Origin of the sequence: Enterococcus sp. C53 (genome assembly GCF_040887425.1) — a bacterium.
Classification (GTDB): Bacteria; Bacillota; Bacilli; order Lactobacillales; family Enterococcaceae; genus Enterococcus_B; species Enterococcus_B hirae.
Genome location: NZ_JBFOFT010000003.1, coordinates 206,901 through 228,640, shown reverse-complemented (window position 1 = coordinate 228,640; position 21,740 = coordinate 206,901). Strand labels below are relative to the sequence as shown.

Annotated in this window: 17 protein-coding genes and 1 riboswitch; of the genes, 7 read left to right on the top strand and 10 right to left on the bottom strand. The window is 36.9% G+C overall.

What is annotated here, in order from left to right:
- Positions 1 to 283 precede the first annotated feature (283 nt).
- From AB3I42_RS06075 to AB3I42_RS06065, 3 genes are all read left to right on the top strand, one after another.
- The gene (locus tag AB3I42_RS06075) at positions 284 to 892 is read left to right on the top strand and encodes a 50S ribosomal protein L25/general stress protein Ctc (RefSeq protein WP_010736853.1); all 609 of its coding nucleotides are present in this window, start codon (positions 284 to 286) and stop codon (positions 890 to 892) included.
- Between the two features lie 215 nt (positions 893 to 1,107).
- Positions 1,108 to 1,431 carry a DUF960 domain-containing protein gene (locus AB3I42_RS06070; RefSeq protein WP_010720345.1) on the top strand — a complete coding sequence of 108 codons (324 nt, stop codon included), beginning with the start codon at positions 1,108 to 1,110 and terminating at the stop codon, positions 1,429 to 1,431.
- Positions 1,432 to 1,699: 268 nt separating this feature from the next.
- Positions 1,700 to 3,085 carry an MATE family efflux transporter gene (locus AB3I42_RS06065; protein WP_181914265.1) on the top strand — a complete coding sequence of 462 codons (1,386 nt, stop codon included), beginning with the start codon at positions 1,700 to 1,702 and terminating at the stop codon, positions 3,083 to 3,085.
- Positions 3,086 to 3,207: 122 nt separating this feature from the next.
- On the opposite strand, the gene AB3I42_RS06060 is transcribed toward AB3I42_RS06065, so the two are convergent.
- Both AB3I42_RS06060 and AB3I42_RS06055 read right to left on the bottom strand, forming a co-directional pair.
- Positions 3,208 to 4,065: a DUF2382 domain-containing protein gene (locus AB3I42_RS06060; protein ID WP_010736851.1), complete on the bottom strand. Its 858-nt coding sequence runs from the start codon at positions 4,063 to 4,065 to the stop codon at positions 3,208 to 3,210.
- 336 nt (positions 4,066 to 4,401) lie between these two features.
- The gene (locus AB3I42_RS06055) at positions 4,402 to 5,727 is read right to left on the bottom strand and encodes a hemolysin family protein (RefSeq protein WP_181933795.1); all 1,326 of its coding nucleotides are present in this window, start codon (positions 5,725 to 5,727) and stop codon (positions 4,402 to 4,404) included.
- 387 nt (positions 5,728 to 6,114) lie between these two features.
- Between AB3I42_RS06055 and AB3I42_RS06050 the strand changes: the two genes are divergently transcribed.
- Positions 6,115 to 7,032 carry a hypothetical protein gene (locus AB3I42_RS06050; protein WP_368022377.1) on the top strand — a complete coding sequence of 306 codons (918 nt, stop codon included), beginning with the start codon at positions 6,115 to 6,117 and terminating at the stop codon, positions 7,030 to 7,032.
- Positions 7,033 to 7,231: 199 nt separating this feature from the next.
- On the opposite strand, the gene AB3I42_RS06045 is transcribed toward AB3I42_RS06050, so the two are convergent.
- From AB3I42_RS06045 to rpsO, 4 genes are all read right to left on the bottom strand, one after another.
- Positions 7,232 to 9,226: a KUP/HAK/KT family potassium transporter gene (locus AB3I42_RS06045; RefSeq protein ID WP_306690287.1), complete on the bottom strand. Its 1,995-nt coding sequence runs from the start codon at positions 9,224 to 9,226 to the stop codon at positions 7,232 to 7,234.
- 126 nt (positions 9,227 to 9,352) lie between these two features.
- On the bottom strand, positions 9,353 to 9,610 hold the full coding sequence (locus AB3I42_RS06040) for a GlsB/YeaQ/YmgE family stress response membrane protein (RefSeq protein ID WP_010720351.1): 258 nt from the start codon (positions 9,608 to 9,610) through the stop codon (positions 9,353 to 9,355).
- Positions 9,611 to 9,844: 234 nt separating this feature from the next.
- Positions 9,845 to 11,968 carry a polyribonucleotide nucleotidyltransferase gene (gene pnp / locus AB3I42_RS06035; protein WP_081123139.1) on the bottom strand — a complete coding sequence of 708 codons (2,124 nt, stop codon included), beginning with the start codon at positions 11,966 to 11,968 and terminating at the stop codon, positions 9,845 to 9,847.
- A 182-nt stretch (positions 11,969 to 12,150) separates the two neighbouring features.
- Complete coding sequence (rpsO, locus tag AB3I42_RS06030; RefSeq protein WP_010720353.1) at positions 12,151 to 12,420, bottom strand: 30S ribosomal protein S15; 270 nt, start codon at positions 12,418 to 12,420, stop codon at positions 12,151 to 12,153.
- Between the two features lie 248 nt (positions 12,421 to 12,668).
- Between rpsO and def the strand changes: the two genes are divergently transcribed.
- On the top strand, positions 12,669 to 13,232 hold the full coding sequence (gene def / locus AB3I42_RS06025; RefSeq protein ID WP_010720354.1) for a peptide deformylase: 564 nt from the start codon (positions 12,669 to 12,671) through the stop codon (positions 13,230 to 13,232).
- 209 nt (positions 13,233 to 13,441) lie between these two features.
- On the opposite strand, the gene AB3I42_RS06020 is transcribed toward def, so the two are convergent.
- The 4 genes from AB3I42_RS06020 to AB3I42_RS06005 form a co-directional block, all read right to left on the bottom strand.
- Positions 13,442 to 16,537 carry a hypothetical protein gene (locus tag AB3I42_RS06020; protein ID WP_181933797.1) on the bottom strand — a complete coding sequence of 1,032 codons (3,096 nt, stop codon included), beginning with the start codon at positions 16,535 to 16,537 and terminating at the stop codon, positions 13,442 to 13,444.
- A gap of 237 nt (positions 16,538 to 16,774) precedes the next feature.
- Positions 16,775 to 17,296: a transcription repressor NadR gene (locus AB3I42_RS06015; protein WP_010720360.1), complete on the bottom strand. Its 522-nt coding sequence runs from the start codon at positions 17,294 to 17,296 to the stop codon at positions 16,775 to 16,777.
- Positions 17,289 to 18,143: a chorismate mutase gene (locus AB3I42_RS06010; protein WP_223603318.1), complete on the bottom strand. Its 855-nt coding sequence runs from the start codon at positions 18,141 to 18,143 to the stop codon at positions 17,289 to 17,291. Before AB3I42_RS06010 ends, AB3I42_RS06015 begins: the two co-directional genes overlap by 8 nt.
- Positions 18,130 to 18,855: an NAD-dependent protein deacylase gene (locus AB3I42_RS06005; protein ID WP_010736844.1), complete on the bottom strand. Its 726-nt coding sequence runs from the start codon at positions 18,853 to 18,855 to the stop codon at positions 18,130 to 18,132. Before AB3I42_RS06005 ends, AB3I42_RS06010 begins: the two co-directional genes overlap by 14 nt.
- 221 nt (positions 18,856 to 19,076) lie before the next feature.
- On the opposite strand from AB3I42_RS06005, the gene AB3I42_RS06000 reads away from it, so the two are divergent.
- Complete coding sequence (locus tag AB3I42_RS06000) at positions 19,077 to 19,379, top strand: hypothetical protein (protein ID WP_010736843.1); 303 nt, start codon at positions 19,077 to 19,079, stop codon at positions 19,377 to 19,379.
- 331 nt (positions 19,380 to 19,710) lie between these two features.
- Positions 19,711 to 19,885: riboswitch (Lysine riboswitch) on the top strand.
- Between the two features lie 249 nt (positions 19,886 to 20,134).
- Positions 20,135 to 21,730: an ABC transporter permease subunit gene (locus tag AB3I42_RS05995; protein ID WP_010720364.1), complete on the top strand. Its 1,596-nt coding sequence runs from the start codon at positions 20,135 to 20,137 to the stop codon at positions 21,728 to 21,730.
- Positions 21,731 to 21,740: the final 10 nt, after the last annotated feature.

The window sequence follows — 21,740 nt, the reverse complement described above, 5'->3', positions numbered from 1 at the left end:
GAGTAGATGCAAATAAGAAAGCCATTGTTATTCCTTGACTTAAATTCAGATTCGCGCTACGGTTAAAGAGTAAAGTGAATTGGATTTCTCATACACAGCGTAATGACCTGGTGGAGAAAAGTTGAATCCTGACTTTCTAAAGGTAGATGCGCGCATCTACCTTTTTGCGTTTTTTAAGCGTCCTAGCCAATAATGTGCACGAGAATAGCCGTCGAAAGTTCACTTAAATAAAATCTGTTGGTCTACGTTGCCGACAGTCACATTTTAAGGAGGAATTTTGGTTATGTCAGTATCATTAGAAGTAAGTAAGAGAGAAGTACGTCCCCGTTCATTGAGAAATAAATTGCGTCATGAAGGTAAAGTTCCAGCTATTGTTTATGGGTACAATGTTGAAAGTACTCCGATTGCTATTGATGGACAAATATTCAGTAAATTATTACGTGAAAATGGCGCAAATACAGTAATCACAATGACGATTGATGGAAAAAAAGTCAACACGTTGGTTCATAAAGTCCAAACGAATACCTTTACCAACCATTTTGAACATGTGGAATTTCTATCTGTGAACATGTCAGAAGAAACTGAAGTCGAAACTGAAATCGTTCTTGTTGGCGAAGCTGCAGGTGTAAAAGCTGGTGGTGTCTTAGCACAAAACCTTTACACCGTGATCGTCTCTGCTACACCAAGCAACTTACCAGAACGTATCGAAGTTGATGTAACAAACCTAAATCTAGGCGATGCAATCACAGTAGCCGATCTACCTGAAAACAACGATTATAAAGTCGTTTCTGATGGTGAAGAACAAATTGCTGCAGTAGCAGCTCCAACTGAGGAAGCTGAAACTACTGATGAAGAAAGCGAACCAGAAGTTATTGGTTCAACGGAAGAATAACAAGTGACTTGTTCGTGTCAAAAGCGTTGGTAACCTTCGCTTTTGGCACGTTTTTTTCTCTCCTTAAAAAAAACTTATACTTTGAAAAAAAGTACACGATTTTTGTTGCATTTTTAAAAAAAGTCTATTAGAATGAACCATCGTTACAGTAAATCGTTTATCCTAAATGAAGAAATAAAACATGTCTATTCGATAAAACGAAGGAGGTTAAACAGATGTTTGAAAGTTTTGACAGTAGTCGTAACCGGTATGCCTCTGTAGGTGTTGTATCAAGTTTACCAGATGAACTGATTGATAGTATCTGGTTTATTATTGACCTAGACCTTAAGGGAGTCATCCCCTTAGATAATATGTTAGCCTTTGATTTAATCGACAATAATGGAAAAGTAACTATGCATTTTTCGCAAGCTGGTAGTGATGTTGAGATGGGAATCGATTTACCGTTTCACTATTCATCAAGTTTCCCAAGCCAAGTATATGCTTATGATGATGGTACTAGAGAAACCATTCTTTTACCCAGCGAGATAAGACAGTATTAAGGTTCACAACCATTCGTTGTCCCTTTTGATTTGTACGCCCAGGCCAAGTAGTTGATCCTTTGAATTTATTCTTTGCGTTTCATTCTTTGAATTTATTCAGCGATTCAATTCTTGGCTTGTTTTATGATGCACATCATTGAAAATATCTTTGAAAATGAATCTGCAATACATTGAAAGTTATCAAAATTATTTCATTTTTACCTAGTAATCTCAGGATAAACACTATATACTACTAACTAAATTTTATAGACAATAAGGAGTTTAAAAAATGCGCGATTTAACAAAAGGAAGTCCAGCTAAACTAATCTTAATGTTCACCGTTCCTTTACTTATTGGTAATGTCTTTCAGCAATTTTACAACATGGTCGACATGATCATCGTTGGTCAAACATTAGGGAAAAATGCGCTGGCTGCTGTTGGTGCAACCGGAAGCTTGACCTTTTTAATCCTTGGCTTCGCTCAAGGTCTTACTGCTGGATTAGCGATCATCACAGCTCAGCGTTATGGTGCAAAAGATTATCGTGGTCTTAAGAAAAGTTTTGCTGCAAGTGTTGTTATCAGTTTGGTTGTCACTATTGCATTAACCGTCCTTAGTTTAGTATTTATTCGTCCGATGCTGCAATTGATGCAAACGCCCGTTGAGATTATTGACCAAGCACAAACGTTCATTTCAATCATCTTACTAGGGATTTTCGCATCTATGAGTTTTAACTTGCTTTCAAATGTTATTCGCGCGCTTGGAGATAGCCGGACACCACTTTTCTTTTTGATTATTGCAGTGGTTGTCAACGTTGTGCTTGATTTGATTTTCATCATTTCTTTTGGAATGGGTGTCGAAGGCGCAGCAATTGCAACGGTTATTGCCCAAGTTTGCTCAAGCCTACTATGTTTAGTTTATATCAAGAAAAAAATTCCTTTATTGCAATTACGTAAAAAAGATTTTCACTTTGATAAAGAAGAGATTCGTGTTCATTTGAACGCTGCTCTTCCAATGGCTTTTCAATCATCCATCATCGCCATTGGCGCCATCGTCCTTCAAGCTGCGTTGAACAGTTTAGGAACAGATGTCGTAGCCGCTCAAGCAGCAGCCAGCAGAATTGACCAATTTGCTAACCAACCAATGATGTCCTTTGGGATTGCTATTGCAACATTTACTGCTCAAAATTATGGTGCAAAAGAATATGGTCGAATTTTAAAAGGTGTTAAGCAAACACTTATGATGAGTATTGGCTTTAGTATTGTTGCAGGTGCGATCGTGATTTTCTTCGGTCATTCACTTATGCAGTTGTTTGTTTCACCGACAGAGACTCGTGTCTTTGAATTAGCTCAAACTTACTTCAATATCAATGGTTCCTTATATTGGATCTTAGCGATTTTATTTATCTTACGTTACACACTACAAGGACTTGGTCAAAGTAAGGTTCCGACACTCGCAGGAATGATGGAATTAGTCATGCGTTCATTTGCAGCAATCATTTTAACTGGTTTACTTGGTTATACGGGTGCTGCAGCTGCTTCACCACTTGCTTGGGCAGGATCTGTCACTGTTCTACTATACTCTTACTTGCGTTCAATGAAACAACTTAAATCTTTCGAGAATGAACAACAATACGCTATGGATGATCCTGAAATCCAATACAATAGTATCCAATAAAAGAAAAAAAGACATTTCTCTCATCGATCAGATAAGCAGAAATGTCTTTTTTATTAGCAATTTACATGATGTTCCGTTCAAAAAACGAAGGAGTCTGGTTAGATGATTTTAGCGATCAATTATTATATATGATCATTTTTACGAGTATTTTCATCCGTATCTTCTACTCGAACGTCTCCTTTTGTATCAATATCCAACTCTTCACGACTTACTTCTTCCGTCACTTGTTTCATATCTTCATGCTCTTTTTTGTGAATACCTACCTCTTCACGTACTACAGTATGTTTATTGACATCAATTTGTTCTTCTTTAAGAGGAATTGTAATCGTTTCGTCTTCCAAAGAATCATCTGAAATATTATCGCTTGCTTCAGCATTTACTGGTTTTCTTTCGATAACGATTTCTTCACGCTTCACAGGGACTTCCACTGTTTTAGTATCATTAACAACGTGTTTATGGATATCAACTTCCCCAGTTGTCACGTCATGGGTATTGACATCTAACTGTTCTTCTTTGAGTTGAATATTTTCATTATCTGTATTTAATGTATCCGTTGGATCGGGCATACTTTGAGTCCGATCGTTTTCAACAACTGCTTCATTTGGCGCTTTGTAATCTTTAACCGTAATCACTATTTTCCCAGCGGCAATATCCTCTTTGTATGAATACAATGGATCATCGTTAACAGAATCATCCGCTTTTTCTGTATACGAATCTTCCTCATAGGTGTTAGAAGTGAACGTATCTTTGATCCGTTCCCATAGCGAGCGTTCTTCATGCGTGCCTTCAACCTCATCCACATTCGTTTCTACATCAATTCCTGATAAACCAGAAAAACCAAAATTTTGAGCAGCATCTTTTGTCGTATAGATAATGATATCGTCTCGATCGTATCCTTCATCACGCAATTGTTCGATCACTGATAAAGCTTCTTCCCTCGTACTGTAACTACCAATAACTGTTAGATTTCTTTCATTCATGTGAATCCCTCCTGTTAATAGTATGTCTGTATTTAGTGATTCCGCTTACAGATCTATTCTATCGGATATTTTTTTTTAGAACAAATATATGGTTTACAAAGTAAAAAAGATGCCAATCCATTCAGCTAAGTCGAATAGATTGGCATCAGTTCTATCGTTTAAAATCTTATGATCAAGAGATCCGTCCACCAAAATGAGTAGGAAGCTTCCGACTAAGGGACAAAAAGAAAGTATAAACATCGGTTTATTCGTTTTTGGTAGTGGTTAGAATGTTTTGTCTTACTTCTCTCATTTTTTTTGATCGTGAAATGTAGGATTTTGTTTATCCCAGATTCTTCATTCTGTTTTATTCGAATCGATACTGTTTTCTGCTATTTCTTGTTTTTTGATTTTAAAATAGTCCACATGTGTATGGGTATATTCTAACACCGTAAATTGAAAAGAATCAATTTGGATCACTGTACCTGTCTTGATGTTTTTTTCATGGTTCGACATAAATCCAGATAGTGTGATAAAAGTAGACTCTTCAAATTCAGGGATAGTAACGTGGAAATAACGACCAAAATCATCTAACGTCAATTTTCCTGAAACAATATAGCTCCCATCTGCTTGTTTCGCTATCAATGCTTCATCCAAATCCGTTTCATCCCGAATTTCCCCCACGATTTCTTCTAAAATATCTTCAATCGTCACTAAACCACTCGTTCCTCCGTACTCATCTTTTAAAATAGCAATATGTTTTCCTTTTTTACGCATGATCGTCAATAATTTTTTGATGGGGATCGTTTCTGAAGTAACGATTGGTTCTTCCACCAACTCATCCACTGTTAATTGATCGTCTTTAAACGACTGCTTAATCAAATCTGGTAAAGTAACATAACCAAGGACGTGATCCTTTGACCCAGAAATAACGGGGTAGCGGGTATGACCTCTTTGAATAGAAGCTTGAATCGCATCTTTCACTGTCTCACCAGCTTCAAAAACCTGCATAGAGGTTCGATCCACTTGGATATCTTTTGCCAACGTATCATCAAATTCAAAGACATTTTCTAAATAATAGTACTCTTCTTTCGTCAACTCTCCTTTTTCATAAGAATTCATAGCCACTAACGTCAATTCTTCTTGAGATAATGTCTCTTCTCCTTCTGAAACTAATTTCACACCTAATACTTTTCCTAAAGCCGCAGCAGAATGATTCAATACCCAAATAAAAGGAAACATTGCTTTATAAAAATAATGCAACGGACGTACAACAAATAAGACCACTTGCTCTGTATTCACGATACTATAACTTTTAGGTAAAAGTTCTCCGATCACCACATCGATATATGTCACCAAGATAAACCCTAATGCGACAGAAATCGTTCCGCTCAATGCTGAGCTAAACGGCAATCGACCGATCCAAGGCTCTAGTAACGCCGCCACTGAGCCTTCGCCAACCCAACCAATGATCAACCCAGTCAAGGTAATTCCTAATTGACTAGCCGACAAGTAGTTATCTAAATGATGCGTGACATATAATGCTAATTTGGCATTCTTTACATTTTCTCTTTCTAATTGTTCTAAACGTGAACGTCTGATTTTAACTAATGCAAATTCACTAGCTACAAAAAAAGAAGTCACCGCAATCATCAAAAATAATATGGCAAAATTAAGTACCATAACTTCCCACCTCTCTTTTCATGTCCATTGTACCTCTTTTTGAATTTTTTTGGGAAAATAGGTTAAAAAACAACTCCTTCGTCTTCTTAAACGACCGATTTTCTTCACATAAGGTCTCCTACTTTTGATTTTTCTTTTCATTTTTGCGATAACTATCTGATAAATACGATTGATAAATCAGTGATTAAATGTCATTTTTTTCTTTTACTTTCGCAATATTTGTCATTCTTAAATAAGAAGAGGCAACTTTTACTAGACTTTAGGAACATCTTGCATACTCTTGTTAAAAAACCAAAAAATTCTTATTAAAGAAAAAAAAATCTCCTATATCCGAATCATTACTTTACAATGAATTTAATAAAAAATAATTTGAGGGAGATCATTTTTATGCCAAATAATGTGAATAAATCAAATGAAACGACCGATTTTTCATCCAACCAGGAATTACTAAACACAATTAACGCATGGAAGGCAATGCTTAAAGTTTACGGAAAAAACGAAACTTTAGAGACTTTAACTGCATTCAACTATAAAAATTCGGACATCAAATTGATTGCGGATAAGCTTCGGTTACCAAAACCAAGTAATCGAACATCTAGGAAAAAGCTAGTTCTTCCTTCAAACAAAAACACTACCGCCGAGGTGTTCATATCCAAAGATAGGTTACTAGATACTATCAACATATGGAATGCGATGCTTAAAGTTCATGGACCAACAGAAACTTTAGCTGCTCTAGCTACATTCGGCTATGGAAAAGCGGTCACCAAAATGATCACGACTAACCTTCAGTTACCAAAATCAATCAATCGAATAGCTGAAACAGAAAAAATAATTAACGCTTCTAAATCAAAGAAGTCAACCGATTTTTCATCCAACCAGGAGTTACTGAAAACTATTGACAATTTCAAAGAAATGCTTAACACAGGTGAATTAAGCAAAACCTTGGAATGTTTAGCTGAATTAAGCTATACGCCCATAAGTATCAAACTTATCATGGCTAACCTTGACTCGCCAGAAATAAAGGATCGAGAAACTATAACAAAAAAGATAATTGAAGCAAATCAAACAAATATTATAGCGAATTCCGACAAAAATAGAGACAAACTATCAAGTACCCAAAATAATCCACAAACACGAAACAATATGAAAGATTATATCTATCATACTTACATAAAACCAAATACAGTGGAAAATGACTTACATAATAAATCTTGCATAAAAAACTTGACAGAAAAAGCCATAAATAGTGTCCCTAGCGAGCCTTTAAGTAATACGGAAAAAGATAAAACCTCTCCACAACGTTAATCACTAAAAATAGTGAGACTAGGACATAAAGTTTACTCTTCGCTCTAAAAATGAATAAACGGTGTTCTAGAAGTAGCTCTATCGGAAATAAGCCGAAGAATTCCAAAAATATGAGAAACTATTTTCGGATTCTTCGGCTTATTTCTCAAAGCTAGACACTTCTGTCACAACCTCACGTAAATACTTTATTCGCTAAAGTTTAATTTTTCCTTTCTTTTAACCACGTTTTTCTTGTTACACCAATTAGTAACGGTACTGTTTCATGCTTTACTTCACTATACTCTAAACCAAACCAAGTTTCTGGCGTGGTCGCAATTTTTTTAATTGCAAGTTTTGCTTGCATGATTTGTCGTTCCCATTTGCTGAGAGTCGTCACATTTGAGATCACTTCATCAATCAAGATAAATTGGAAATCACCGACTTCTCTTCCCGGAGTTAACGAATAAGTCTGCGGTTGTTTTGGTAATCTTCCTTGTTTCATCAAATCATGAATGATTTGACGAACATAGACATTGATTTCTTGTTGTACTCTGAATCCTAAGAAGAGATTCACTTGTACGACAAAATCAGTATCCATCATATCGATTTGGTATTCTTTCGTATAAGGTTCATCCGTCACTTCCACATGTACGAACCAATATACACGTGCTCTTTTTGGTCGTTTGTCCAGAATCGAGTAGACAAATTGTCTACCAACTTTTCCTTCGGCCATATCTGGTACTAAGAACACCACATTAGTTTGATAAAGTGGCAATGAGTGATCATCTCTTAATTCCGCTAATTGTGGAATGTAATCTTTTAATGCCACATCTTCCGCAGCAGACTCACGGATGATATTTCCTTGTTCCCAAATAAACATGACAGCTAAAATAATGATCGCCATCAACACCGCAACAAACCCTCCGTGGAAAAACTTCACGATACTTGAGATGAAAAAGATGATCTCGATCGCACCAAAAAAGAAAGACACAATCCAGGCGAACCATTTGGAATAGTTGCTTTGGATCAAATAGAAATAAAGAAGTACCGTCGTCATCAACATCGTGACAGTAATTGAAAGTCCATAGGCTGCTTCCATATGATGTGATGTTCGGAAAGTAACCACGATCAACGAACAAGCCAACCATAAAATCAAATTAACCGCGGGAATATACATCTGACCGATACTGTTTCCTGGATACATGATTTTCAAGCGTGGTAAGAGTTTTAACTTAATCGCCTCTGATACCAATGTAAATGATCCAGTAATCAAAGCCTGTGAAGCAATGACCGCAGCGATCGTAGCAAACCCAACGCCAATAATCAACCAACCTTTAGGTAACATTTGGAAAAATGGATTGAGATTATTGATTTGTTGCACCTCTTGATTTTGATAAATATTCAGTAACCAAGCCGCTTGTCCGAAGTAATTCAATACTAAGCAAAGTTTAACGTAAGGCCAACTTAAACGGATATTTAATTTCCCCACATGCCCCAAGTCAGAATACAATGCTTCCGCCCCTGTCGTAGCCAGAAAGATGTTTCCTAAAATAAAGAGACCTAATCGATTGTCTGGACTAAAAAGTAGGCGAATCGCGTAGTAGGGGTTCAACGCTCGGATCACCGTCCAGTCTTGGCTGAAATTTATTAAACCCATCACACCTAAAAAAGTAAACCATAAAAACATGATCGGACCAAACGCTTTTCCTACTATCTCGGTACCGAATCGTTGAACCATAAATAATAGGAAAATGATGACTAATGTAATAATGACAATAATATTTTGATTGTTACCGAATCGATCAAAAAATTGTGGGATACCTCTTAACCCCTCGATTGCTGTCGTGACAGTCACCGCTGGGGTCAATACTCCATCAGCAAGTAGAGCAGCTCCACCGATCATTGCTGGTACGATCAAGTATTTACTTCCTTTCCTGACTAGTGTATATAAAGAAAAAATCCCACCCTCACCGTGGTTATCGGCATTTAACGCAATCACCACATACTTGATTGTGGTAAGTAATGTTAGTGTCCAAAAAATCAATGACACCGAACCAAGGACAAATTCAGGATTGATACCTCGTAGTCCTCCGTTATCTTCTACGATGGCCTTCATTACATATAGTGGACTCGTTCCAATATCTCCGTAAACTACACCCATCGCAACTAATAGACCAGCCATTGAAATTTTTTTAGTGTTGTGTTTTGTTGTCAATTGTCCCCCTCTTTTCTACTTTCGTTCACTATCGTATTTTCTTCACAAATCATTGATCTTTTATTTCATGTGATTTACTTAACTAGAGACCCCTACGAAGTGTCAAATCATTATACAAGATTTCATTTAGTAATGTCGACGGATATAGTCTGCTAAAAATGAATACACACCGAGACAAAAAAGAGCTCCTAGCAATGAAGGGATGAGGTAGAATCCTTTGATCGAGGGACCTAATTCACCAAGAACAAATTCTCCTAACCAACTTCCTAAAAAGCCGATCACTACATTTCCAGTGACACCGCCAGGTACATCCTCATTTAAGATCAATCCAGCGAACAGACCTAAAACGCCACCAACGATCAAAGTCAGAAAAAAATAAAGCATCTCGTTCCCTCCTTAAAAAATACACCTTTATTTTATGTTATTTTGAAAATTAGACCAAAGATTATGAATAGCTTTTATCCAAGTAAACTTTCCAGAGGGATTTTAGCTATAAAAAGAAGGAGTAAGACATTGTCTCACTCCTTCTTTTTCAATGTAGCAAAAACAAGTATTTTTCACTGGCGTAGGCGTTTCACCCTTCAGATTACTCTTTTTGCTATTTTATCGTTTGAACGATTATTTTGTTTCTTTTTCAGAACCATCTTCTGTTAACATCGCTTTTCTAGAAAGATTTACGCGACCTTGTTTGTCAATCTCAGTTACTTTGACAAGGACTTCATCACCCAATTTGACTACATCTTCTACTTTATTGACACGGTCATTTGAAAGTTGAGAGATGTGAACCAATCCGTCTTTTCCTTTGATCAAGTTAACGAAAGCACCAAATTTTTCAATACGAACTACTTTTCCTAGATAAACCTCACCGACTTTTACTTCTTTAGTTAAGTCTTCAATGATCTTGATTGCTTTTTGGATCATTTCTTTATCAGATGAAGCAATACTTACTTTACCATCTTGATCGATATCGATTTTCACACCAGTTTCTTCAATGATACCATTGATTGTGTCGCCACCTTTACCGATCACATCTTTGATCTTCGCAGGGTCGATTTGGATCATTTCGATTTTCGGTGCATATGGGCTTAATTCTTCACGAGGTGCTGCAATCGTTGAAGTCAATTCTTCTAAGATTTCCATACGTGCTTGTTTTGCTTGGGCTAGCGCTTCTTTTAGGATTTGTTCCGTAATTCCTTGGATCTTAATATCCATTTGTAGAGCAGTTATCCCATCTTTAGTTCCAGCCACTTTAAAGTCCATATCTCCCAGATGATCTTCTAATCCTTGGATATCTGTTAAAATCGTATAGTTTTCGCCATCTGAAACAAGTCCCATTGCAATCCCTGCAACTGGTGCTTTGATTGGCACACCGGCATCCATCAATGCTAATGTCCCAGCACAGACACTTGCTTGTGAAGAAGAACCATTCGATTCTAAAACTTCTGCCACTAAACGGATTGTATAAGGGAAATCTTCTTCTGAAGGAATCACTTGTGCTAGCGCACGTTCACCTAAAGCACCATGTCCGATTTCACGACGACCAGGTGATCCCGCACGCCCTGTTGAACCAACAGAAAATTGTGGGAAGTTGTAATGGTGGATGAATCGTTTGCTAACTTCTACTCCCAGTCCATCAATAATTTGGTGTTCACCTAGTGGCGCAAGCGTACAAGCAGATAATGCTTGAGTTTGTCCTCGAGTAAACAAACCTGAACCATGAACCCGTGGCAACAAGCTTACTTCTGAAGCTAGTGGACGGATTTCGTCCAATTTACGCCCATCAGGACGAATCTTGTCGATCGTGATCAATTCACGAACTACATCTTTTTCTAAGTCCTCAGTAATTTGTTTTACTTCTTTTAGTAATTGATCTTCCTCTGCATGCCCGATAAATTTTTCGGCATAAGCTTCACGAATATCGATTTTTACTTGTTCGATATTGTCTTCACGAGCTAGTTTTTCTTCTGTCATAACAGCCGTTTTCATCGTAGCATAAGAAGCATCAAAGATTTCTTTTTTCAAATCTGCATCTACTTGTAACAAAGAAACTTCCATTTTCTCTTTGCCGACAGCTTGGACGATTTCTTCTTGGAAAGCAACTAATTCTTTGATTGCATCAAAACCAAATAGTAATGCTCCAAGCATATCTTCTTCAGAAACTTCTTTCGCACCACTTTCAACCATGTTGATTGCTTGTTTTGTACCTGCAACACTTAGTTCAATATCTGTTTGTTCCGCTTGTTCAACTGTTGGATTCAAGACATATTCGCCATTTACACGGCCGACTTCGACACCAGCAATTGGTCCATCAAATGGAATATCTGAAATTGATAATGCTAAAGAAGAACCTAGCATTGCAGCCATCGCAGGTGAACAATCTGTTTCAACACTCATCACGATGTTGGTTACTTGAACTTCGTTACGGAAGCCATCCGCAAACATTGGGCGGATCGGACGGTCGATCAAGCGAGCCGTTAAAGTTGCTTCTGTACTTGGACGACCTTCACGCTTGATAAATCCTCCAGGAATTTTACCGGCAGCATACATCTTTTCTTCATAGTTGATCGTCAACGGGAAGAAGTCAGTATCTTTTGCTTCTTTTGAAGCAACTGCCGCACTTAAAACTACAGTATCTCCATAGCGAACTAAAACTGCTCCGTTCGCTTGTTTTGCTAATTGACCGACTTCGATTTGTAAGGGACGGCCTCCCCATGTCGTTTTGAATATTTGTTTTTCTGACATAATTACTCCTTTTCTTTCTCGTGAAAGCAAGACGCTACTAAACAAATGAAAACCGCCAAACGTCGCTTATCCAGCTTTCATTTGGTTAGTAGGAGTCTATCATGCTTTTTTCGAGAATGGTTGTATTAGGTATTACAGTAAAAAAAGTGAGATTCATTTGAACCCCACTCTTTTTGTCAAAATTAACGGCGTAGACCTAAGCGTTTGATCAATTCGCGGTAACGTTGTACATCAGTCTTACGTAGGTAAGCTAACAAGTTACGACGGTGACCAACTTTTTTCATTAGGCCACGGTATGAATGATGATCTTTTTTATGCATACGTGCATGTTCATTCAAGTGGTTGATTTCTTCCGTTAATACAGCGATTTGTACTTCTGGAGAACCAGTATCCCCTTCATGGCGTGCATAGTCTTTGATGATTTCATTTTTACGTTCTTTTGAAATTGCCATTTCTTTCACCTCTTTCGATTATTCCCCTGTGACTGAGTAAAACGTTGGTGATTCGCTTAACCAAGTAACAGGCGATATGCCTTACGCATACAGCTATACTTTACCTGAATATACTGGAGAAATCAAGTGAAGAATCATTAAGAAAATTTAGTTTTTAAACAAACTTTCTCCTACTTTTTAAATTTTATGTTAAACTATAATGCGAAAATAGACGTATAACTGTCTAAAAAGAAAGGGGTACATATTCCATGATCACAATGGATAATATCATCCGTGAAGGAAATCCTACTTTGCGGGAAGTAGCGGAAGAAGTTGCTCTCCCATTAAGCAAAGAAAATATCGACCTAGGAAAAGAAATGCTCGAATTCCTGAAAAATAGCCAAGATCCAATCAAAGCGGAAGAATTAAACTTACGTGGAGGGGTTGGTTTAGCTGCTCCTCAACTAGATATTTCTAAACGCATCATTGCTGTACACGTGCCAAGCCCTGATCCAGAAGTAACAGAACCCACGCTAAGTACGGTAATGTATAATCCAAAAATCCTTAGTCACTCAGTTCAAGATGCTTGCCTTGGCGAAGGAGAAGGCTGTTTATCTGTTGACCGAGAAGTACCTGGCTACGTAGTCCGCCACGCTAAGATCACGGTTTCTTATACAGATATGAATGGCGAGAAACATAAAATCCGCTTGAAAAATTATGAGGCAATCGTTGTCCAACACGAAATTGATCATATCAACGGCGTGATGTTCTACGACCATATCAACGAAAAGAATCCATTTGCCCTTAAAGAAGGCGTATTGGTGATTGAATAAAAATGATTGAAAGTTGTATTTCAATCTAAATGACTCGTAAGAAATTGAACTAAAAAGCAGCATCTTCGAAAAAACAAGTAGCGATTTTCGAAGATGCTGCTTTTTAGCGTGGAGAGACCCACTCCTTTTTTATATTACTAAGAATCAGCGAGGCTATACTTTAAACTGATTAAAAAAACGGATTGGGAATGTTCTGCTTTCTTGATTCATTAGTGATCCCTTCCACTCTGTACTCTACCCGTCTTTTCCTTTGGATCTTTTTGTCGAACGGTTCTCATCCACAAACTAGCTAAACGTTCTTTCAACTTTCTCTTCTTACATGGACTTTCTGGTTCTCTAAATTTTTTAGAAAGGTAGGCGCCATTCTTTACATAAAATAGGAAATTGTGTGTCTTCTCTAGTTCCTCTGTTAGAGAATTTGACTTACATTGTAATTTCTCCATTCGGTCATTTTGTTTCTCCGGGAGTTGGTTTAACATAAACTCCTTTTTCTCTATTCGATCATTTGATTTCTCTAATGCATTGATTCTTGCTTTAAGTTCAGCAATTTCTCGCTCGAGATTCTTCTTTTCCCCCATTGCTTGGTTTATTCGGTTGGTTGTTTTTAACGAACGTTCTATTTCATCGATCATTTCCATCCATTTGTCTAACTGTTTTTCTCCATTCTGTTGCGCATAGCATTGATTCTCTCGCTGAGCACGAAGTTGCTGAGTCAAGATTTTTAATTGATCTTTGCGTTCTCCTATTGGCTCATCTTCTTGCATTAATTGATTTTTAGTAATTTCTGTCTCTAATTCAGAATTTGATACTTTTAATTTATTGATCCCAACTTTAATTTTTTCAATTTGACCTTCTATTTTTTTTAATATATGTACTATTTCTGGAGTATTTTTGCATTTTATATTTTCAATTATTGTTTCTGCTTCAGATCGTAACGCAAGATCTTTCTCGCATCTTTTTCTAGCCATCAAATTAAAGAGCGTGGTATTATTACTCGGCAATTGTTTTATTTTATCCTCAACTGTATTTTTATCATATAGATCAGGTTGTATCAGAACAGCCTGCGACTTGTATATTTCCACCACGAAACTTTTCCACTTCTCTAATTCTTTTTTTGCAGAATATGGGTCCCGCCAGTCATATTCAGAAGAGTTTAATTTGATTTCTTGTAGTTTTGTTTGTATTTTAACTATTCGTTCTGCTAGTGCTCGTAAAAACGCATTTATTTCTGAAACAGGTCGTTGATTTATCTCAGATTGTAGCTTATCTGCTTGTGCTCTAAATTCTAGATCCTCTTGACAAATGGTAAGATTTTTTTTTAAGAGATTCTTTGTACGCTCACTTCTATCGAAAAACGATCCCCAGTAGTCATCGATCCAACTGATCGTTTGTTCAACGGTGCTTTGTTCGTATAAAAAGGGGAATTCTGCTATGTTTTTTTTCCGCTTTTCCAACATTTCAATACTCTTTAATTCAGATAGTAAACTTTTCTTGCATCTCATCCAAAAACTAATCTGTTGTTCCAGTGCGTTATCTCCAAAATTTTTTGTCTTTAATTCATTGATACGCTGTTCTGCTATATTTGCACATTCAGCAAGCTTTTCTTTCGATAGATAACTAAGCTCTTTCTGTACATAATTTTTCATAGATAAACGTTGAGATTGTTCTTTTATTAGCTTAGATTGAGCATCCTTCCATTTATTTAGGAGACTTTTTACAGTCTGATTTTTATTTAAAGAGCCATTTAACATTGATATTTGTAAGCTAGCTTCCTTTAATTTTACGTTGATTTCATCATCCGAAAAGCAAATCACATTTTCTGACAGTTTATTAACTGCTACTGCTTCTTCGCGCCAAGCTTTTTCCCGTTGCCGTTTATTTAATTCGTTTTCGATCTTTCTCTTCGTATCTTTCCATAAATGACTTTTATTCTCAATTAATTCATTTTCGTTATAATAACTGTAATAATCTATGTAATCTTTCGATAGCTTTAACAGCTTAGCTAATTTAGAAGCAGGGATTGAAGACCGATTTTCAGAAAATTGATTTAAGTCTGCTAAACTTTGTTGCTCAACTTTGCGATGAAGTACTTCAAGCTGTTGTGTTAGTTGAGAAAACTCATTAGTAACAGTTGTAACCATCTTTTGATCTTTTAAATGAGGGAATCGTTCACTTAAGATAGTTAATTTAAATTTTACACTAGTTGTTAATTGCAGAAGTTCAACTGGCGAAACATCTTGACTTAAAAAATGACTATCAATGATTGAAGGTTCTTGCTCAATTTCTGGTCCCAACAAAGTATAGGGTTTCTCCTGTGGGAGGACGTGTAACTGATGGTCGTGATCAAAAGTGAATACTCGTCCGTTTAGTCCTGAATCATTCTGTAGATTGTAAAAACCATCCTCTAGCTCATGAGGAATAAGTAGTTGGGTGTTTTGATTATGCCGGACCAATATTACAGCCACTTCTTCTATCCAAGCATCTAGCCCATCAAAGAAATCGTCACATAAAAGATGTTCAAATTTTGTACTAACTTGCTGAAACTCTTTTCCTAATGTCAGACCATTTTCCTCAAAAGGAACATACAGCGAAAAATTCTTAAGAAAGTCTTGACGAACGTAGGGATTATCTAACACCAAACTATGGTCATATATAAAATTCTCAATCATATTTTTATAATCGTTTATATTTTCCGCTTCTTTTAAATTCAAGCTGGATTCTGGATCATAGAAAAGTGTGGTTTTACCATTAGAAAGAATATTTTCAAGTGACGTTTTTTCTTCCCACGGCAAATTAAGTGAACATTCTCCTTGACGATTGAACACACTCATTCGTTCTTTTAACTCTTCTCGTGCAAGATATAACTGATGTACGGGCATTTCATCGTTAGGAGTATACGCTTTTATTTTAGGATCATAATAACAAAGTAGTTGGACATCAGGAGTTCGTTTAACTACTTCTAAAGCTATTTTCCCCATTTTATCCGTTATTGCTTTTTCTAAACTATCTTTAGACAAATTATGAACGCTGAGACTTCCCTGATCCCACATACTATTGAAAGAAAAATCTTCAGAATTTCGTGTCACCTCTTGAATGGCGTTCCACAAACGTTTTTCTTTTGCAGCTGGAGGTAAATGATCCAAAAAATTCCTGAAAAATTGTTGTCTACGGGTATGATCCATTAGTTTGTCTTGATTGGCAAATAGCACCTCTGCTAAATCCTTCGAATAATCATTTGTGGATTCCACCACCTCAAAGTCACCTTTAATCACTGTTTTTTCAGACTGATAAATCCATCCTATCATGCGCTTCAACTCCTATATTTTATTTATGTCACGAATGCTTCTGTAAGAAGTAGTATCAAAAAATAAATTCAGCTACAAAACTTCCTATTGTCCCATTTTACTTAGAAAATGAAACTAGTTTCTTCCTTCTTTTTCAAAAAAATAAAATAACTGGTACGATTCATAAATGGACAAATCATACCAGTTATTTATTATTTAATGTTCTTAAATATTCATCCCAGACTACTCTGCTCTTCATTAGCCTTCGTAGAGAATTCCTGCTTTTATCAACTGTTGCTTAATCGTTCTCAACACATTAGTATCTGGATAACGGATGGTATGCAGATGAATCCCATCGGTCAGCTCAGATAACAACGTAGCATTACTTTTTTTATAGCGTTTCATAAACAATTCAATTTCTTGAGTTGTTTGGATATGAAGCATGCCTGTCAACTCACCATATAAGGGATGTTCTACAATGACATCTAAAACTTCGCCACCAGCTTCAACGATCAAGCGCAACTCTTCTTCTGTTTGCTCACGACCATGTTGGACAGCAATCTTGCTCACTAAGCCGTTCTGTGTTTCATTGGTTTCAAGAACGTAACCTCTTGCCGTTGCAATAATAGCCGCGCCTGATGCTCTTAACAATGCAATGTCTCCGACGATAATTTGACGGCTCACTTGAAACCGTGAAGCGAATTTGCTGGCACTGACCGGTTTTTCTTCATTTGCCAGGGTATGCAGGATTTCTTTACGCCGTGCTTCTCCATCAATCATCCACTTTCTCCCCATTTAATTCATTTTGATAGTCACGAGAATGTTTCATCAGATCGATATATGTCGCTGTGATCGTTTCTTTATATTTCGTATTTTCTAACCGACTAGCGATTTTTTCTAATACTTCTTGCTCCCTTTTTTCGTCATAGACTGCTTTTTTCGATGCTTGTTTGGTTTCGCCAATTTTCGTTACCGTGTCCATACGTTTTTCTAGTAATTTGACGATTTGTTGATCAATCTGATCGATTGTTTGACGTAAGTCTTCAAGTTTTTCTGGTTGTTGATCTTCTAATATTTTTTTGATTACTCGAGCAGGATTACCTGCAATCACTACATTATCAGGAAAAGATTTAGTTACAACAGAACCCGCTCCAACTACGACATTGTTTCCTAACGTAACACCTGGCGTAATGATCACACCACCACCAAGCCAGACATTATGACCAATTTTGATTGGTTTCGCATATTCTAAGCCACTATTTCTTTTCACTGGATGAAGTGGATGAGTGGCTGTATAAAGTTGAACATTTGGCGCAAACATGCAATTGTCGCCGATTTCGATCGTACTTACATCTAAAAATGTACAGTTGTAGTTCGCATAGAAGTTTTCACCTACACGAATATTGTAACCATAATCAAAATTGATCGTTGGCTCCATGTAGATTTTTTCTCCCGTTTTTCCAAAGGTTTCTTTTAGTAATTGAGAACGTAGCTCTGCTGTTTCTGCTTGGTTGATGATCGTACTTTGACTTCTTGCGTATTGACGATCCGCTACTAATTCCGGATCATTAGCAAAATATAATTCGCCAGCAATCATTTTTTCTTTTTCTGTTCTAATGGTCATAATTTGCTCCTTTTGATAATTTTTCAAATACTATAGCACCGTCCGTTTGCAGAAAATCATATTCTTGGTCTAACTGGATTGGCTCTTGGTTGATTACTAAGATTTGAGACTTCGTATTACGAAATTGGATTAAGTCACAAAACGGGTGTACTTGAAAACTCGTTCCGACGATGACGATCAACTCTGCTTGTTGAACAGCCGATGTTGCTCGCTCTATGACTTCATCATTAAATCCTTCCCCATACAACACGATATCTGGTCGAATTTGTCCCCCACATGTTGCATGTTGATCTGTTTGTAAATAGGTTTCCCAAGAAACGGTGTTCCCACATTTCCTACAATAGCAATGATAAAGATTTCCGTGAAAATTCACAAGTTTTGGACTTCCCGCTTTTTCATGTAATCCATCGATATTTTGGGAAACTACCCAAACTTGCTTTTTTGAGGCTAACTTTGCCATTTCTAAGTGAATAATATTTGGTCTTGCTGTTGGATGATATATTTTTTTCACAAATGAATAAAATTTTTGTGGCTCATTGTTCATTGCTTCATGACTTAGAAGGTATTCGGGTTGTTCCAATCCATGATAGATTCCTTTTAACGATCGATAGTCGGGAATACCAGAAGGCGTTGATACCCCAGCGCCAGTTAGGAAAGTGATTTTTGAACTAGTGGCTATTGTTGCTACCGCTTCTTCAACGGTTACTTTTTTCATTTCCTTTCACCTCTCTCTTATTATACATCTATCTTTCGTTTATTGATTGATCGTACTTTTTATTCAAACGATTTCATTTTTTGAGAAACATCTCACAATATAGACTGACAAACTAATGAAAACGTGCTACAATACTGCTAGATTCTTCGGTATGATCATCACTATTGCTATCTAATAGTACGATAAACCAAGCATATAGAACAAAAGTGAGGTGAGTTGGTATGGTACCATCCATTATTTACTGGGGCGTGATTTTAGCTTGTATCGCCTGGTTAGCATTAAGTATTTATTTTTCAATTTTTTACCTTGCTCGTAAAGAAAATGGAAATCTTTGGGCATTTGCATTTTTCAATGTACTTGCTGCGATCGTTTTAGCGATTACCTTAGTTATTTTCCGAACATGGGGTTGGGGAATCACTCAATATTCAAGTCTGATTTATCTAATATTGGCTATTTATGGCGTAACGATTATTCTTCAAGCAATCTTAGGTCGTGAAAAAAAAGTAGTTAGTAAAACAGCATAATAAACAGAAAGCCAGGATCGAAAATGATTGATCGGGTCAGCTATTGCTAAGCAGCTCATCTTTTCGACTGCTTTACTTTATATTTATATAATGAGTAGGAATTAGGACACTTAAATAGATTCGTGTCCTAATTTTTATTTATTTAATGAATAATTATTCTTTTACAACTCTCGCTCTTTTTGAATATCATTTTTCTTATTTTTTGTATAATTATAGAAATTTTCTATAGCTATCAATACTTCACAAGAAAACTTCTGTTATAGATTGACAAAGTGCTTTGTCTATCGTAAACTATTTTTTGTATAAATAACTGAATACGAGATACCTCAATCAATGAGGTAGAGGTCGCGAGAATCATTAACCCTGTGGAGTGAAGCAAACACCGTGAAGCAGGACTAGGGAAGATCGCCGAAATGTACTCTTCTTTGCTTGAAGTTTACGTTGGGACACAAGTTAAGAGCTTGTGGACTGTCTTAGCAGTGATGCTAAGTTGCGCTATGTTTTGTGAGAGGTTTATCACTTTTGTGAAATGTTAGCGACCCTTTTATATTCTTGAAGCGGTCGTTTTTTATTTCTCCTGATAAGCTACTGCAACGCATTTGTTTAACCGCTCGTAAAAAAATTATGCGTAAACAGTTAATTTGATAAGTACGTCTATCTGACAGTAAAATTAAGTTAGCTGAAGCGGAACTTCGCCCGTTTCATTCCTGATGAAATCGTCGAGCCGTATGTGTAAAAAGAAAAGGAGAAAGATTATGAAAAAAAGTTCAGTTACACTTACCCTATTGATGGCATTTATTTTTTCATTCTTCACTGTAGGAAGTTTCGTGAATGCCGATGAGAAAACACCAACAGATGAGTTCCGTGTAGGTATGGAAGCGGGGTATGCCCCTTTCAACTGGTCACAGCAAACAGATGCCAACAACGCTGTACCGATCCAAGGTCAAAAAAGCTATGCTGGTGGTTATGACGTCCAAATTGCCAAAAAAGTTGCGGATGGATTAGGGAAAAAATTAGTCATCATGCAAACCAAATGGGATGGATTAGCCCCTGCGTTACAATCTGGCAAAATCGATGCGATCATTGCTGGGATGAGCCCCACAGCAGAACGTAAAAAAGAAATTGATTTTACCGATCCTTATTATGAATCACAACTTGTTGTAGTCGTCAAAAAAGATAGTAAATATGCCAATGCAAAAAGTTTGGCGGATCTATCAAATGCTAAGATTACTGCTCAATTGAATACTTTCCATTATAATGTCATCGATCAAATTCCTGATGTGCAAAAGCAACAAGCAATGGATAACTTCTCTGCGATGCGTACCGCTCTTGCTTCAGGTATGATTGATGGTTATGTCAGCGAACGACCTGAAGGGGTAACAGCAACTAGCGTCAATAAAGATTTAAAAATGTTAGAATTTACTGGTCAGAATGGTTTTCAAACAAATCCTGAAGATGTCCAAATCGCTATTGGAATGCGTAAAGGTGACCCAGATATCCAAAAAGTTAACCAAATTCTTAGCGGTATCTCTCAAAAAGAACGTACAGAAATTATGGATCAAGCAATCAAAGATCAACCCGCTTCAACAAATACAGAGGGAGAAAAAGCTGGTTTGTTCACTGATTTCAAAACGATTTGGGATCAATATGGGAATATGTTCCTTCGTGGTGCAGGACTTACGTTATTTATTGCATTGATTGGGACAGTTATTGGAACTACCTTAGGCTTGTTGATCGGTGTTTTCCGTTCTATTCCTGAGTCTGACAATGCCGTGACACGTTTCTTCCAAAAGTTAGCAAATTTACTACTATCGATTTATATTGAAATATTCCGTGGAACACCAATGATGGTTCAAGCTATGGTCGTCTTTTACGGATTAGCATTAGCCTTTGGAATCTCCCTTGATCGTACAATTGCTGCCTTATTCATTGTATCGATCAATACTGGGGCTTATATGACTGAAATCGTCCGTGGTGGTATTTTCGCTGTCGATGAAGGACAATTTGAAGCAGCGCAAGCAATTGGTATGACACATGGACAAACAATGCGAAAAGTAGTTGTTCCTCAGGTCTTACGTAACATCTTACCTGCGACCGGGAATGAATTTGTTATCAATATCAAAGATACAGCAGTCTTAAGTGTTATTGGTGTAGCTGATCTATTCTTCCAAGGGAACTCTGCTGCAGGAGCAAACTTCCAATTCTTCCAAACATTTACAATCGTAGGTATCATTTACTTGGTTATGACCTTTACGATTACCAGAATCTTGCGTGTAGTGGAGAAAAAAATCGATGGTCCTTCAGCCTATACAAAAATTGAAGAAGTTGACAACGCCAACTTGCAGGAATAAGGAGGAAGAA

Excerpts from the sequence above, each read along its gene's own strand:
- AB3I42_RS06075 (WP_010736853.1), top strand. The coding sequence starts at position 284 with ATGTCAGTATCATTAGAAGTAAGTAAGAGAGAAGTACGTCCCCGTTCA.
- AB3I42_RS06070 (WP_010720345.1), top strand. The coding sequence starts at position 1,108 with ATGTTTGAAAGTTTTGACAGTAGTCGTAACCGGTATGCCTCTGTAGGT.
- AB3I42_RS06065 (WP_181914265.1), top strand. The coding sequence starts at position 1,700 with ATGCGCGATTTAACAAAAGGAAGTCCAGCTAAACTAATCTTAATGTTC.
- AB3I42_RS06060 (WP_010736851.1), bottom strand. The coding sequence starts at position 4,065 with ATGAATGAAAGAAATCTAACAGTTATTGGTAGTTACAGTACGAGGGAA.
- AB3I42_RS06055 (WP_181933795.1), bottom strand. The coding sequence starts at position 5,727 with ATGGTACTTAATTTTGCCATATTATTTTTGATGATTGCGGTGACTTCT.
- AB3I42_RS06050 (WP_368022377.1), top strand. The coding sequence starts at position 6,115 with ATGCCAAATAATGTGAATAAATCAAATGAAACGACCGATTTTTCATCC.
- AB3I42_RS06040 (WP_010720351.1), bottom strand. The coding sequence starts at position 9,610 with ATGCTTTATTTTTTTCTGACTTTGATCGTTGGTGGCGTTTTAGGTCTG.
- pnp (WP_081123139.1), bottom strand. The coding sequence starts at position 11,968 with ATGTCAGAAAAACAAATATTCAAAACGACATGGGGAGGCCGTCCCTTA.
- rpsO (WP_010720353.1), bottom strand. The coding sequence starts at position 12,420 with ATGGCAATTTCAAAAGAACGTAAAAATGAAATCATCAAAGACTATGCA.
- def (WP_010720354.1), top strand. The coding sequence starts at position 12,669 with ATGATCACAATGGATAATATCATCCGTGAAGGAAATCCTACTTTGCGG.
- AB3I42_RS06020 (WP_181933797.1), bottom strand. The coding sequence starts at position 16,537 with ATGATAGGATGGATTTATCAGTCTGAAAAAACAGTGATTAAAGGTGAC.
- AB3I42_RS06015 (WP_010720360.1), bottom strand. The coding sequence starts at position 17,296 with ATGATTGATGGAGAAGCACGGCGTAAAGAAATCCTGCATACCCTGGCA.
- AB3I42_RS06005 (WP_010736844.1), bottom strand. The coding sequence starts at position 18,855 with ATGAAAAAAGTAACCGTTGAAGAAGCGGTAGCAACAATAGCCACTAGT.
- AB3I42_RS06000 (WP_010736843.1), top strand. The coding sequence starts at position 19,077 with ATGGTACCATCCATTATTTACTGGGGCGTGATTTTAGCTTGTATCGCC.
- AB3I42_RS05995 (WP_010720364.1), top strand. The coding sequence starts at position 20,135 with ATGAAAAAAAGTTCAGTTACACTTACCCTATTGATGGCATTTATTTTT.